13 protein-coding genes and 2 tRNA genes (1 of these 15 cut by a window edge) are annotated in these 14,088 nt (G+C 46.6%); 6 read left to right on the top strand and 9 right to left on the bottom strand.

Going from position 1 to position 14,088, the window contains the following annotated elements; genetic code table 11:
- The 3 genes from AC3B6P_RS03010 to AC3B6P_RS03000 all read left to right on the top strand — a co-directional run.
- A protein-coding gene (locus AC3B6P_RS03010) for a GMC family oxidoreductase (protein ID WP_489804662.1) crosses the window boundary here: on the top strand, window positions 1-639 show its end. 954 nt of this gene lie to the left of the window's left edge; the window shows 639 of its 1,593 coding nt (coding positions 955-1,593); the start codon falls outside the window, past its left edge; the stop codon is at window positions 637-639.
- A gap of 1 nt (window position 640) precedes the next feature.
- On the top strand, window positions 641-1,963 hold the full coding sequence (locus tag AC3B6P_RS03005) for a c-type cytochrome (RefSeq protein ID WP_489804661.1): 1,323 nt from the start codon (window positions 641-643) through the stop codon (window positions 1,961-1,963).
- Window positions 1,964-2,163: 200 nt separating this feature from the next.
- Window positions 2,164-2,637, top strand: coding sequence for an OB-fold protein (locus tag AC3B6P_RS03000; RefSeq protein ID WP_489804660.1), 474 nt, complete (start codon window positions 2,164-2,166; stop codon window positions 2,635-2,637).
- Between the two features lie 1,126 nt (window positions 2,638-3,763).
- Here the strand turns inward: AC3B6P_RS03000 and AC3B6P_RS02995 are convergent.
- From AC3B6P_RS02995 to AC3B6P_RS02970, 6 genes are all read right to left on the bottom strand, one after another.
- A complete protein-coding gene (locus AC3B6P_RS02995) occupies window positions 3,764-4,189 on the bottom strand; it encodes a F0F1 ATP synthase subunit delta/epsilon (protein ID WP_489804659.1) in 426 nt (141 codons plus the stop codon).
- 4 nt (window positions 4,190-4,193) lie between these two features.
- The gene (gene atpD / locus AC3B6P_RS02990) at window positions 4,194-5,657 is read right to left on the bottom strand and encodes a F0F1 ATP synthase subunit beta (protein WP_489804658.1); all 1,464 of its coding nucleotides are present in this window, start codon (window positions 5,655-5,657) and stop codon (window positions 4,194-4,196) included.
- A gap of 22 nt (window positions 5,658-5,679) precedes the next feature.
- Window positions 5,680-6,570, bottom strand: coding sequence for a F0F1 ATP synthase subunit gamma (locus tag AC3B6P_RS02985; protein ID WP_489804657.1), 891 nt, complete (start codon window positions 6,568-6,570; stop codon window positions 5,680-5,682).
- An 11-nt stretch (window positions 6,571-6,581) separates the two neighbouring features.
- A complete protein-coding gene (atpA, locus tag AC3B6P_RS02980; protein ID WP_489804656.1) occupies window positions 6,582-8,120 on the bottom strand; it encodes a F0F1 ATP synthase subunit alpha in 1,539 nt (512 codons plus the stop codon).
- Entirely contained in the window at window positions 8,120-8,692 is a 573-nt protein-coding gene (gene atpH, locus AC3B6P_RS02975; RefSeq protein ID WP_489804655.1) for an ATP synthase F1 subunit delta, read from the bottom strand. Before atpH ends, atpA begins: the two co-directional genes overlap by 1 nt.
- A gap of 277 nt (window positions 8,693-8,969) precedes the next feature.
- A tRNA-Gly gene (locus AC3B6P_RS02970) sits at window positions 8,970-9,043 on the bottom strand.
- 183 nt (window positions 9,044-9,226) lie between these two features.
- Here AC3B6P_RS02970 and AC3B6P_RS02965 point away from each other — a divergent pair.
- The 3 genes from AC3B6P_RS02965 (at window position 9,227) to nusG (ending at window position 10,167) form a co-directional block, all read left to right on the top strand.
- Window positions 9,227-9,303, top strand: a tRNA-Trp gene (locus AC3B6P_RS02965).
- Window positions 9,304-9,372: 69 nt separating this feature from the next.
- Window positions 9,373-9,627 (top strand): preprotein translocase subunit SecE, encoded by a 255-nt coding sequence (gene secE, locus AC3B6P_RS02960; protein WP_489804654.1) that lies wholly within the window; start codon window positions 9,373-9,375, stop codon window positions 9,625-9,627.
- A gap of 9 nt (window positions 9,628-9,636) precedes the next feature.
- Window positions 9,637-10,167, top strand: coding sequence for a transcription termination/antitermination protein NusG (nusG, locus tag AC3B6P_RS02955; protein WP_489804653.1), 531 nt, complete (start codon window positions 9,637-9,639; stop codon window positions 10,165-10,167).
- Between the two features lie 89 nt (window positions 10,168-10,256).
- Here the strand turns inward: nusG and AC3B6P_RS02950 are convergent, their stop codons facing one another.
- The 3 genes from AC3B6P_RS02950 to AC3B6P_RS02940 are packed head-to-tail and all read right to left on the bottom strand — an operon-like array spanning window position 10,257 to window position 14,013.
- A complete protein-coding gene (locus AC3B6P_RS02950) occupies window positions 10,257-10,865 on the bottom strand; it encodes a PqiC family protein (protein WP_489804652.1) in 609 nt (202 codons plus the stop codon).
- Window positions 10,865-12,532 (bottom strand): PqiB family protein, encoded by a 1,668-nt coding sequence (locus AC3B6P_RS02945; RefSeq protein ID WP_489804651.1) that lies wholly within the window; start codon window positions 12,530-12,532, stop codon window positions 10,865-10,867. Before AC3B6P_RS02945 ends, AC3B6P_RS02950 begins: the two co-directional genes overlap by 1 nt.
- Window positions 12,529-14,013: a paraquat-inducible protein A gene (locus AC3B6P_RS02940; RefSeq protein WP_489804650.1), complete on the bottom strand. Its 1,485-nt coding sequence runs from the start codon at window positions 14,011-14,013 to the stop codon at window positions 12,529-12,531. Before AC3B6P_RS02940 ends, AC3B6P_RS02945 begins: the two co-directional genes overlap by 4 nt.
- Window positions 14,014-14,088 lie beyond the last annotated feature (75 nt).

Genomic DNA, 14,088 nt, shown 5'->3' with positions numbered 1-14,088 from the left:
CAGTTTCTGGCGGGTGAACCTTTATGGCCTGGTCGTGGACAGGTTCAGCAAGGAGCCATTTTCAAACAACGTGACGGTGCGTTTCGCAGTCAGCACTCAGCCATTAAACATGCCTTGACCAATACTGTCCCTAATCGGGCTGTTACGCAGTATCTACTTAAAAAGGGTATTGTAGGGCCGGAACTCGACAAACAGATTCGCCATATGGCAGCACGGTGGGTTGATGTTTCAACTGTCTTTGAGCAGCTTCCTCATCCAGAAAACCGGATACAGCCTTCCACAACAAGGAAAACATCCATTGGGATTCCCATGATGACGATTCATTATGATCCAGATGATTACATCAAGGCAGCTGTTCCGATCGCGAAACAGGATTTTGCTAATTTTGTGCGCATTATGAATGGGACGGTCATTGAAGATAACACCGGTTTCCAGAATCGTGACCATATTATGGGCACTGTTATTATGGGGGACCGTCAGGAAAACTCTGTTGTGAATCACGAATGCCGTACCTGGGATCATCCTAACCTGTTTATGGCAACAACAGGCGTGTTTTCTACAGCCAGCGTTGTTAATCCGACATTGGCAGGTGTGGCTCTGGCATTGCGCTCAGCTGACATCATTGCACGGGAGATTTGATATGCCTTCTTTCTTTTCCCGTTTTGCGATTCTTGCGGTCGGCACAGCCCTTAGCTCACTCTTTTATGGAGAAGCGATACAGGCGCAAGCACAATCAACCTCTGAGCAAGACCTTATCAAACAAGGGAGTTATATTGCCAGAGCCTCTGATTGTATGGCCTGCCATACGAGCAAAGGGGGGGCGTCTTACGCTGGTGGGCTTGTTCTGAAATCGCCTTACGGCACGATTGTCTCATCCAATATCACCCCTTCAAAAGAGTTTGGTATTGGCAAATGGAGTGAGGCAGACTTCACGAAGGCCGTTAGAAAAGGTGTTTCCCCGACATTAGGCCATCTTTACCCTGCCATGCCATACACAGCTTATGCAGGAATTTCAGACCAGGATATGCACGCGCTCTATCTCTATTTTATAAACGCGGTTACTCCTGTTGATAAAGAGCCTGACCATAAAACGAAGCTTTCTTTCCCCTATAATCTCCGTTTTGCCATGATCGGATGGAATCTGCTTTACGCTGGTGGTCACCCGATGTCAGAGCATGACGCAGCGCCAGGCGGAGAGAAAAGAGGGAAATATCTCGTCAAGGTTCTGGCACATTGTGGCACATGCCATACGCCTCGTAATAAACTCATGGCCGAAGAATCTTCCCGGTTTCTGGCAGGGAATCCTAACATTCAGGGATGGGCTGCTCCTAATATTACCTCTGACCCGGTCAGTGGTATCGGTGGCTGGAATGAAGATGAAATTGTTTCCTACCTCAAAAATGGTGCTGCCCACGGTAAAGCGCAGGCAGCAGGCCCTATGGCAGAAGCCGTCGAATATAGCTTACGTTACCTCACTGATTCAGACCTGAAAGCCATGGCCTCATATTTGAAAACAGTAAAGCCAATTTCCAATCCAGATCAGACGAAAGCAAGTTTCAGCTATAACCGCGCTGTCACTGTTAATAAGGCAACATTCGACTATCCTATAGATCGTAGCCCCGAGAGGATGACGATAGGAAACAGCACTGACGGTCAAAGGCTCTATCTAAATGCCTGTGCAACCTGCCACCAGACCAGAGGAGAAGGGACTCAAGACCAGTTCTACCCATCCTTGACGTCAAATAGTGTTGTTGGCGCGACTGAGAGCAGAAATCTTATCATGACGATTTTGCATGGTGTGAACCGCCAGACAAATGAAGGACATGTCTTTATGCCTGCCTTTGATGATCAGCTTAGTGACGCTCAGATTGCGGCAATTGCTCAATATACAGCCACCAACTTCGGTAATCCGGCTCTGAAAATTACGGCGGATGATGTCAAAACTTTGAGACATAATCCGTAAGGTGTCATTCTTTCCATTGTGCCGGGATTAGCGGCACAATGGATTTTAATGAACTGACTAACTTTGAAATTATTAGCACGTAGCAGAGAAAATTTGATCATACTATATAAAAATTTCTATTAAATTAATATTATCAATTTTCTTTTTTTGAATGCTTATTTATAATAGATAGGATATTATTTACCGGAGAATCTCATAGTATGAAGAATTTTTTTAAGTGCCTTTTGTTTTTTTTTGCACTTATTTCTACTTTATTTGTTATGGTTGATATTTTTAACTCAAGTCAAGGCGATAAAGCAGTAGCTAAAACGACAGGCAATAATATTACAGAATCTACACTATCTCAAACAAATTCATCCACTATCGAAGTAACGCCAGATAAATTAAGTAAAGATTACAAAGATAATGCAATATCAGCCAATCAAAAATACAAAAACAAGAAATTGAAGTTAAATGCTACTATCGCAGATTTCGACACAGATGTTCTTGATAGACCTTATCTAGCTTTAGAAGTAAACGATGAATCAGAATTTGATCAACCATGGGCTTATATCACCAATAGCGAAATCTCTAAAGTGGTCAAAATGAAAAAAGGCCAAGATATTACCTTGATTTGCACGGGTAACGGAAATGCAGTGGGCATAATTTATCTGAAAGATTGTGTAATTCAATAGTCGCAATCCTCATATCCCGAAACGCAATATTGTTCTGGTTAATCCCGCTCTTAAATACGGAGGCCGCGTCTTTTGACCGCCTCCACTTCAAATACCTGTAATTTCTCCGTGACAGGGTGGCTCTGGTAATAATCATTATATGCCGTATTAATCAGAGTTATATAGTCAAATCCCCTTACCCAAATACTAATGCAGAAATTCTAACCAATTCAACTGCCATCTCTTACCGCCTTTATTTTATCATCACTGAAAACCAGCTCGAAACGCGCGCCTACATCATTGTTCATGTCTGACGTTGCCAATTCTTTGGAACTGAAAGATCATTATCTGATGGAACATACGGCAAATGAGTTCTAACCCCTCGCTGATAAACCTATGTCAGTGGGATGGAATTTTCAGTTTATATCATAAGAATTTCCAAGAAACAGCACTCAACTATTAAATATGCTCTGGGGCCAGACAGTTCCGAATCGGGCAATTACCGAGAACTTCCATTAGGTAAACATATTTGTCATATGAACGCCCATTGAATCGACGTTTCGAGCTTTTTTGAGCAACTTATCCAATGCAAGTGTCGTTAACCCGATATGCGTTCGATCGCATCATTGCCCGAGAGATTTAATTTTTCTTCCCCGCCATGAGGCTGGTAATGGCCTTATAGCTGACAACATACTGAGACGTAGGATAGTTGTTCCCGCCATCACTCCTGATCCTTTCAGTAACATTGCCAGCTGGCCTCATGGCGAAAGTCGTCGAATATAGTTTACGACAGCTTACTGAATTCAGATTTAAAACCAAATACCTCTTACCTAAAACAGCAAAACCACATTCACAACCATGTTAGACAAATGTGGGGGATGTCTCCATCCCACCTTTAGCGATCAGCTTAACGACCGATCGGGTTACTACAGTCGTACAATATACATTCGGCAACTCTGCTTTGAAAATTACGGCTAATGATGTCAAAGTTCTGAGACATAGATCCGCAAGGTGTCATTCTTTTCATTGTATCGAAATCACCGGCACAATGGATCTGGCACAATAGATTTCAATGAGACATTTTTCGGACATAAAAAAAGCAGAGAACATATGTCTCTGCTTTTTAGTATAATTTATGACAGGTCCTTTAGCTGAGTTCACCTTTGGCGAACTCTTCTCCAGCTTCAATTTCAGCACGGACAGACTGGATCTGCATCGTCAAATTATCGTGCTCCTGATATTCTTCAGGGCCAACATGACTCCATTGTGCCTCAAGCTCACCCAGACGCTGACGAGCATCATCTGGGGACAGATCTTCCAAAGCGCGAACAGAATCAGCAAGAACGACACAACGGTCAGCAGACATATCCACAAAACCACCACTTATGAAGAATCTCGCAATAACCTTTTCGTCTTTATAGACTGTAACGATCCCTCCCCCAAGCTGCAGCATAACCGGAGCACGCCCCGGCATAGCCGCAATATCCCCCTCGGTACCGGGTACGACGACCATATCGGCATCTACTTCGAGATGACGCTTTTCAGGACTTACGATTTCGGCCCGTAGGGTCATTGACTTAACCTTCCTGCTTCATCTTTTCAGCTTTTTCAATGGCTTCCTCAATAGGACCAACCATGTAAAAAGCGCCTTCCGGCAGATGATCATATTCACCTTCGACAACAGCCTTAAAGGAACGGACTGTATCAGCCAATGAGACTAGCTTGCCTGGAGCACCTGTGAAGACTTCAGCCACATGGAAAGGCTGAGACAGGAAGCGCTGAATACGGCGCGCCCGACCAACGATCTGCTTATCTTCTTCAGAAAGCTCATCCATACCGAGAATTGCAATGATGTCCTGCAATTCCTTATAGTTCTGAAGGATGCTTTGAACTTTCCGCGCAACCTCATAATGCTCTTCACCCACAATTTTAGGATCAAGAGAACGAGATGTTGAATCAAGAGGATCAACGGCTGGATAAATACCCATTTCAGCAATAGCACGATTGAGAACCGTTGTTGCATCAAGATGGGCAAAGGTCGCAGCAGGAGCAGGATCTGTAAGATCGTCAGCAGGGACGTAAACAGCCTGAACCGAAGTAATTGAACCTTTTGTTGTTGAAGTAATACGTTCCTGAAGGGCACCCATTTCCGTAGCCAGTGTTGGCTGATAGCCCACGGCTGAAGGAATACGTCCCAAAAGAGCGGACACTTCTGAACCAGCCTGTGTGAAGCGGAAGACGTTATCAACAAAGAAAAGAACGTCCTGACCTTCTACATCGCGGAAATATTCGGCGACGGACAGACCTGTAAGCGCAACACGGGCACGGGCTCCAGGAGGCTCGTTCATCTGACCATAGATCAGAGCCACTTTTGAGCCTTCTGTATTTCCATCTTCAGAAACTTTGATAACACCAGCATCCTGCATTTCGAAATACAGGTCATTACCTTCACGGGTACGCTCACCAACACCGGCAAAAACAGACACACCACCATGCGCTTTTGCAATGTTATTGATCAGCTCCTGAATGATGACTGTCTTACCAACGCCAGCACCACCGAACAGGCCAATTTTACCACCCTTCAAATATGGGCAGAGCAAATCAACAACCTTGATACCGGTGACGAGAATTTCACTCGCAGCCGCCTGCTCTTCAAAGCTTGGGGCAGGACGGTGAATCGGGAAATATGTATCGGTCTTGACAGGACCAAGGCCATCAACAGCTTCGCCAATGACATTCAAGATACGCCCCAAAGTGGCTGGTCCAACAGGAACAGTGATTTGCGCTCCTGTATCACGAACCTTTGCGCCACGGACCAATCCATCAGTACTATCCATCGCAACACAACGGACCTGACGCTCGCCAATTTCCTGCGCCACTTCCAGCACAAGGGTGCGATCACCCACTTCAACATGAAGGGCATTTAAAATATGAGGTAATTTACCTTCAAACTGTATGTCTACTACAGGGCCTTTAACCTGAATGACCCGGCCGGTTGCAGTCTCCGCTGGGTCAGCAGAACGGTTGAGTGTCTCAGACATCTATTTCGTCTCCTGCGTGATCTTAGACGGCTTCTGCGCCGGAAATAATTTCGATCAGCTCGTTAGTGATATTTGCTTGTCGTGTTCTGTTATATTTCAACGACAAACGGTCAATGGCTTTGCTTGCGTTGCGGCTGGCATTATCCATAGCCGTCATACGCGCTCCCTGCTCTCCTGCCGCACTCTCAAGCATAGCAGCATAAAGCTGTACTTCGAGATTACGTGGAAGAAGGCGGGTTAATAGAGTTTCTTCGTCAGGCTCAAACTCATAAGGTACTGCCTCTCCCTCTTTTGCGCGATTATCATTTTCGCTCACAGGAAGGGGGATCAAACCTAATTGCTCTGGCATCTGCGTCATCGCGTTTACAAAACGATTACGGAATAACGTGCAACAATCAAACTGACCTTCATCAAGAAGGGCAATAATCTTTGCTGCAATCTTGCTTGCATAATCGTATGATGGCGCGCTTCCTTCCAGGCTTCTCATAACTGGAAGCATGGATTCTGGATAATAACGTGTCAGAACGTCAGCGCCTTTTATACCAATCGGCAGGAACTTTACTGTCTTGCCTTGACTGATAAGGTCATCAGCCTTTTTACGGACGGCACGTACCATATTGGCATTAAAACCACCAGCAAGACCGCGATCTGAAGTCATGACCACGAAAAGATGGACCTGGTCTTCCCCCGTCCCTTTAAGGAGAGCCGGAAGGGGGACACCCTCCAAGTTCTCAAGAGAAGAGGCCAGTTCAATCATCATCTTACGCATCGTCTCGGCATAAGGCCGCGAAGCCTCAGCCTGCAATTGGGCGCGCCTCAATTTCGAGGCTGCGACCATTTTCATCGCGCTGGTGATTTTCCGCGTCGATTTGACGCCTGAAATCCTCCCGCGCAGTTCTTTCAACGAAGGCATGATTTATATCCTCACGCCGCCAGAAAACGTTTTCCAAAGGACGTCAAAACAGCTTTCAGCTTTTCTTCCGTCTCCGGTGTCAACTGCTTCTGAGTGCGAATCGTATCAAGGAGCTCTTTCTGGCCATGACGCATTTCTGAAAGAAGAGCTGCTTCATAAGCAACAACCTTATTCACAGGCACACTATCAACAAAACCGCGCATACCAGCAAATAATACGACCACCTGCTCTTCAACAGCTAGAGGATGCGCTTCAGGCTGTTTCAAAAGCTCAACGAGGCGTGCACCACGTTCAAGCTGCTTGCGGGTAGCTGGATCAAGATCAGAAGCAAACTGGGCAAAAGCAGCCATCTCACGATATTGAGCCAGCTCGAGCTTCACTTTCCCTGCAACCTGTTTCATCGCCTTGATCTGAGCAGCAGAACCAACACGTGACACTGAACCACCAACGTTAACAGCTGGACGAATTCCCTTATTAAACAGGTCTGTTTCAAGGAAAATCTGACCGTCTGTAATGGAAATCACGTTCGTTGGAATATAAGCAGCTGTATCGCCTGCTTGTGTTTCAATAACTGGTAGAGCAGTCAGAGACCCTGCACCGCAGGCGTCAGACATTTTCGCAGCGCGTTCAAGCAGACGTGAGTGGAGGTAGAACACATCCCCAGGGAAAGCCTCACGTCCTGGAGGACGACGGAGCAACAGTGACATCTGACGATATGCTACAGCCTGCTTTGACAAATCGTCATAGCACACGAGAGCATGCATGCTGTTATCACGGAAATACTCACCCATGGAACAGGCGGTATAAGGAGCTAGATACTGCATAGGCGCTGCATCAGAAGCCGTTGCCGCAACGACGATGGAATAATTCATCGCGCCTGTTTCTGTCAGGGTACGGACCAGATTGGCAACTGTGGAGCGTTTCTGCCCGACAGCTACATAAATGCAATAAAGAGACGCTTTGTCGTCACCACGGTCATTAACAGATTTCTGAGCAATGATCGTATCCATCAGGATGCTGGTTTTACCAGTCTGACGGTCACCGATCACCAGCTCACGCTGACCACGTCCGATGGGGACAAGGGCGTCGATCGCCTTGATCCCGGTCTGCATTGGCTCGCTCACTGACTGTCTGAGCATGATACCAGGGGCAATAACATCCGCCTTACGGTATTCAACATCGGTCAAAGGACCGCGACCGTCAATCGGGTTACCCAGACCGTCAACAACGCGTCCGAGCAAACCTCTACCAACAGGCACTTCAACAACTTTGCCTGTACGAAGGACTGTATCACCCTCGCTGATCTCATTGCCGCTTCCAAAAACGACAACACCAACATGATCGGCTTCAAGGTTAAGAGCCATGCCACGAAGACCTGTGGCTTCAAACTCAACCATCTCGCCAGCCATAACATTGGTCAGGCCATAGACACGGGCAATACCATCACCGATGGACAAAACCTTACCCGTCTCAGAAACAGCTTCTGGCTGGTCGAATGTAGCAATCTGCTGCTTGAGGATTTCCGAAATTTCGGCGGGACGGATGTCCATCACGCGGCTCCCTTCATGGCGTGCTGCAAGCGGGCCAGACGCCCGGCGATTGATGTATCAAAAAGAACTGAACCGACACGTACGACCATACCACCAAGAAGTGACGGGTCGAGATGTTCGGTAATGGCGGTACGTGCATAACCAGCTTCTTCCAAGCTGGTTTTAAGACGACCACGCTGCTCATCGGTCATTGGCTGTGCCGTGCTAACCTCGACACTAACCACATGATGAGCCTGAGCTTCCAGCAACTGGACTGTCTCCAGAATCTCTCTCAGCTTGGACAGACGGCCATTCTGGGAAACGGTCCCTATCAGGCGGCGTATGTCATCATTGAGATTGAGGGTTTTGCTGAGTGCGGAGGCAAATTGAGATGCGTTACGTGAGTTGAAGCGCGTATCGGACAGGAAAGCCTGAAAATCCGCGTTATCATCTATGGCTTTCGAAAGACAGCCAAGACCCTCCAGAATAGCAGTTCTGTCTGCTTTTCCTGCAATCATCTCATAAAATGCACGGGCGTAACGTCGTGCAACCTCACCAGGCACTTTGTTCCGCTGTTGCTGTGCTACAGTCACGGGCGTATTCCGTCATATAAAGTTTCATTCGCTCAAACCTGCAATCAAGCAGGTTCTCACAAGTTAGACAGGAGGAACATCTACACGAAAGTAAAAATTAGTCCAGTCTGATCTTATCCTTAAATTCTGTTCCGTTCCCTAGCATGCACTACAGGCAAAAGGCAACAATACGGACTATAAGAATTCCTCATAACTTCGCAGCAGCACTCCAATAGGCGGAATACTTGCCACAAATTGCTACTGGGAACCTGATATTAATAAAAATTTTGTGGGAATATGGAGCGGGCGAAGGGAATCGAACCCTCGTCAGAAGCTTGGAAGGCTACTGCATTACCATTATGCTACGCCCGCTTAACCAAGCGAGAAAGTCACTACCCTTTTCTTTATCCCCCGGCAAGAGCTTTTCATAAAAATAAAGCTTTTTTTGATAATCTTTCATAAAGGGCTTGACTTTATAAGCCAGTCATTCTCTTTTCCGCACATCGACGTTTTGGGTTGACCTCATGGAGGTCTTATCGTTACGATTCGATACAAAGGGGTGTAGCTCAATTGGCTAGAGTGCCGGTCTCCAAAACCGGAGGTTGCGGGTTCGAGACCCTCCACCCCTGCCACTCTACTCCCGGTCTATCGGGTATATTTTCCCTATTAGATCGAGAGTTACTATTAGAATTCGAGGATGAATGGTGTCGGCGAGTAACCCGAAAGGAGATTCCCGGAAGATCCCTCCGGCTCCTAAAAACTCAGGGCTTAATTTATTTAGCTATTTTGCGGATGTACGGGCGGAAGCGCGACGCGTGACATGGCCTTCGCGCCGCACAACAATAGTCACTACTGGTGCTGTGCTTGTCATGGTTGCCATAACAAGTGTTTTCTTTTTTATTGTGGACCAGGTGATTGGCCTTGGTATCCGCGGTCTTTTTGGTGTCGGGGGCTAAAAGCATATCATGGCTAAACGTTGGTACGTTGTGCATGTCTATTCCGGATTCGAGAAAAAGATCGCCGAACATATTCGTGAACAGGCTGCTAAAAAGGGCCTGGAAGATCACTTTGAAGAAATTCTTGTCCCTTCAGAAGAAATAACGGAAGTCAGACGCGGCCGGAAGGTTAATTCTGAACGCAAGTTCTTCCCTGGTTATGTCCTGATCAAGATGGAACTGACCGATCAGGCCTGGCATCTGGTAAAAGATACTCCCAAAGTTACCGGCTTTCTAGGAACAAGGAACAAGCCAACACCCATCACTGCTGCTGAAGCCAAACGCATTCTGCAACAGGCTCAAGAAGGAATTGAGAGTCCGCGCTCCAATCTCACCTTCGAAATCGGTGAACAGATTCGCGTCTCTGACGGTCCTTTCACATCCTTTAATGGCAGCATTGAGGAAGTGGATGCGGAGCATCAGCGTCTAAAAGTCAGTGTTTCGATCTTTGGTCGTTCAACGCCTGTGGAACTTGATTACAACCAGGTCGAAAAGATCTGATTCTCACATTTGAGAGAATAAAAAATTAAAACCCGCATCCTTTATGAAAGATGCGGGTTTTTTTATGATATTAACGAACTGACCGTTTCTCAACGCAATGTGACTGTTAGTTTATCAGCAATTGCAGCTACACCCTGACTCAATGACGCAACAAAAGATTCCGTATCGGCAGAAACAATCTGTGGGGAAATCCACTCAAACACCTCAGATGAGTTTATTGCAGGTCTTTCCGGTAGTGATAAATCTGTCCTCTTAACTGAGATCACGCCTCTGATCACAACATGATTATCGGCATTACGTTCAAAATTCTGAATGGCCAGATCGACAAATTCAGACGCCTCCACGGCAAGAGGCTGATTTTGCGTCACAATCACACGCCCAGGTAATCTTTGAGATAAATCAGTCGCTAAAGTCTGACTGATCATTTCTCCTAAGGGCTCACTCCAGCTGGAGGCACTGGCCATTTTCAGACGATAATCCTGGATTCCCTGCACGATAATATCCCGATCCAGTCTTGAAGGAATGGAAGCATTAAATACCTTTATCCCTCCTAATGAGTCCCTAAAAGACTGGTTAAGGACAGGCCCGGGTAAAGGAGCAAGACTATAATAACTGGGTTCCACGCTAGAACAGCCACTCACAAGGCCAAGGAGAGCCCCAAGAAAGAGGCCGCGCCTGGATAACACCGTAAATTTCATTATTTCTTACGCCCCACAATAATAGAAGAAGGATGATGGTCCAGATAATCCAATGTCTGATGTAACGAACGTGACATTGCTGACAAACGTACAATCAGCAATTTCAGATTCCGGCTGAAATCTTCATCACCACCATAGGTTTTAAGCAGAAGCCGCGCCTGTTCCAACGTGTCCTGAACCTTATGCACCAGAACCGGAAGGTCATCATCTGCATGATCGAGTAATTTATTCAGGGCTTGCAGTGAACCACGCAAAGCAGCCATAGACCGTGTTACTTCAGGACTACGCACACGCTCATCAGTATGAGCTAGAAGATTATTAATATTCTCGCCCATTTCAGTCAGCGGCATGTTGGAAACCTTATCAGCAATAGAAGAAACTGATTGCAGGATTCCATCCATACCACCAGGCTCACTCGGCAGAATCACAACGCCATCTTCTTCAATAAACTTACTGGGTTTCGCATTTGGCGAGAAACTCAGAACAACCATGGCCTCTCCTGTCAGGAAGCTGACATTCTGAACAGAAGCCTTCATGCCATTTGTCACAAAATCACTTAAAACAGCCATAGTATGCTCTCTATTCACGCTACTTTCTGCGGTAACGCGCCCTGGCTCAAGCTCCATATCAACCCTTACACGAGGGCTATGCTGTTTATCTTCCAACCGCAAACGAACACCCGTCACAACGCCTACCTGCAACCCAAACATTGTGACCTTACTGCCTTCGGTCAGATTACCCACGGATGTGCTTGTATACATCGCAACACGAAATTTCTGGCGATAATGCGTATTATCAGCATCATCCTTACTGCTATAAAGACGGAACACAGAATTAGGGACAGCATCAGTCGCCTCATTACCCCGCATATCCTGCGGACGCCCAAAGGCGACCCCTCCTGACAGAAGCGCCTGAAGAGACTGCAAATGGACTTTCAATCCACCAGGACCAAAACCGACCTGAAGTCCTGAAACATTCCAGAATCGGCTGTCACCTTTAAGATAACTGTCATAAGGCTTCCGGACAAAAACCTGGAGCAGGATCGGCCCTGCCCCACCAGGAGGCATTGTGTAACCAAGAACTTCTCCTACTGGAAGATCCCGGAAGAACACAGCAGACCCGGATCCAAGAGATTCCAGCGTCGGTGAAACAAGCCAGAAAGTAGAACCAGGCTGGTCAGAACGCACGCCTGGAGGTGTTTCCAACCCCGTAAAATGATCCCGTGATTTTTCTCCAACGGGACCTGGATCAAGCGCAATATATGCTCCTGAAAGCAGCGTATCCAACCCTGTTATACTGGCACCATTGATTCGTGGTCGCACAACCCAGAATCGTGAATGTTCTGTCAGGTAACGAGCACTTTCTGCCTTCATCTGGACCGTTACATCTGCGTGACTCATATCGTCACTCAAGCTCACACTCTGGACAACACCAAGATTGACAGCCTTGTTCTTAACCTCTGTCTGCCCGGGGACAATCCCATCAGCCGTTTCAAAGGAAATCACTATCGTGGGGCCTTGATCGGAAAAATGCCGCCATGCCAAAGCCGCAGAAATAATGATTGCTACGATTGGAATAATCCAGAGGACCGAAAAACGTGTTGGTCTTATTTTGGCCTTATGAGACGTTGAAGACCTCTTTTGATTTTCTTGTTGCGTGTCACTCACGTGCGTTCGGACTCCATCTGTTTGTTCCCTTTAATGAGAACTTCCTCAAATGATTCTTTGTTACCCTCGGTTACCGTATGGTTGTAACCTGCGGCATCCCACATACCCCGTGGGTCAAAAACATCAGCCGCAAAAATCGTTAACACAACAACGCTCGCAAAAAATACGATTCCCGAATTTGCTGAAACATGGGCAAAAAAAGAAAATTTCACGATCGCCGCCAAAATCGAGATCATGAAAACATCAATCATTGACCAACGCCCTATGAAGCAGACAAAGGCATAAAGAGCCGACAGGAACTTCAGATTCCAATCCTTGCGCAATACTTCACAGCTCAGCATCACAGTCAAAGCCACAATTTTGAGAACCGGGATGATAATACTCGCTAATAGGACAATTAAGGCCAGAACATAGAGATCGGCGTGCCAGAGTTGCCGGACACCACTTGAAATCGTGCTGGGCTCACCGTTCCCCATTTTAACATAAGTCATGATAGGCAAAAGATTGGCCGGAATATAGAAAATTGCTGCCGCCAGCAAAAAGCAGAATGAGGCCATGACACTTCTTTGCTTGCGACGCCGTAAGGTCTGGTCACAAACAGGACAGTTGCCCATATCAGCACCATTAGGGACCGGGTGTTCTGCCAAATAGACACTATGACAATAACCGCAGGAAAGCATCCTGTTCCGAGGAAGTTCCGCAACAAAATATTTTTCTTCCCGGAAATCCTTTTCATATAAATGTAAAGGCTCATCGCGAGAGGGTGCCAATCTGTGCCAAAAAAATTCAGTGTTAAACGTCGAGTCCATTGCTGCCATCGTCAACATAAGGGCAAATAATACAAAACTTCCCGGCAATAATTTTACCGTAGCAAGATCGACAAGCTTTGAATAGGCAACAATCAATCCGATGACATAAACTTCAATCATCGACCAGGGACGAAGTTTTTCATACCAGGCAAGAATTTCTCTACAGAATGGAGGCACTTTACTTGCAGAAGCCCCATAGAGAATAAAAAGCATAAATCCCAATATTATAGGGGGCATCAGAATCGTGGCGATACTGATCAGAATAGCGATCAAGCTAAATCCCTGCTCAACCAGCGCATAAGGACCACTCCTGATCGTAACCATATTGTCACGCCCATACACATCAATCGTCATGAGCGGGCATACCAGAAGGGCCAGATACAACGCGACAGAGGCCAGGCAAAACGTCAAAGGCGCTATAATTGGCGATGTACGACGAGCGCGTTCAAGCTTCGTTCCACAACGACTGCATTGCGCAACCTGACCAGGCTGAAGCTCTGGAACGGCCTGAAAAAGCCCACAAGACGGACATTCTTTCAAACCCTGAATAAGAGTCAGCTTGGATTTGATAATAGTCTCAGAAGCTGTGTCAGAATCATATTCGACACCACCGAAACGCAGGGCCTCCCAACGGGACCTAAGACCTTCATAGAAGCGGTTCTTCTTAAACATATCTTTCTCTTGCGCCAGAGAACAGGATGCTGCAAGCTTTTCTTCTATATCATATAGAAATAATTTTGTATCTGC

The sequence above is a fragment of the Aristophania sp. ESL1142 genome (assembly GCF_058107345.1).
The sequence above is the reverse complement of the archived record's forward strand: the minus strand, read 5'-3'. Positions and strand labels throughout refer to the sequence as shown.

Excerpts from the sequence above, each read along its gene's own strand:
- atpA (WP_489804656.1), bottom strand. The coding sequence starts at position 8,120 with ATGGACATCCGTCCCGCCGAAATTTCGGAAATCCTCAAGCAGCAGATT.
- secE (WP_489804654.1), top strand. The coding sequence starts at position 9,373 with ATGGTGTCGGCGAGTAACCCGAAAGGAGATTCCCGGAAGATCCCTCCG.
- nusG (WP_489804653.1), top strand. The coding sequence starts at position 9,637 with ATGGCTAAACGTTGGTACGTTGTGCATGTCTATTCCGGATTCGAGAAA.
- AC3B6P_RS03000 (WP_489804660.1), top strand. The coding sequence starts at position 2,164 with ATGAAGAATTTTTTTAAGTGCCTTTTGTTTTTTTTTGCACTTATTTCT.
- atpD (WP_489804658.1), bottom strand. The coding sequence starts at position 5,657 with ATGTCTGAGACACTCAACCGTTCTGCTGACCCAGCGGAGACTGCAACC.
- AC3B6P_RS02985 (WP_489804657.1), bottom strand. The coding sequence starts at position 6,570 with ATGCCTTCGTTGAAAGAACTGCGCGGGAGGATTTCAGGCGTCAAATCG.
- AC3B6P_RS03005 (WP_489804661.1), top strand. The coding sequence starts at position 641 with ATGCCTTCTTTCTTTTCCCGTTTTGCGATTCTTGCGGTCGGCACAGCC.
- AC3B6P_RS02940 (WP_489804650.1), bottom strand. The coding sequence starts at position 14,013 with ATGTTTAAGAAGAACCGCTTCTATGAAGGTCTTAGGTCCCGTTGGGAG.
- AC3B6P_RS02995 (WP_489804659.1), bottom strand. The coding sequence starts at position 4,189 with ATGACCCTACGGGCCGAAATCGTAAGTCCTGAAAAGCGTCATCTCGAA.
- AC3B6P_RS02950 (WP_489804652.1), bottom strand. The coding sequence starts at position 10,865 with ATGAAATTTACGGTGTTATCCAGGCGCGGCCTCTTTCTTGGGGCTCTC.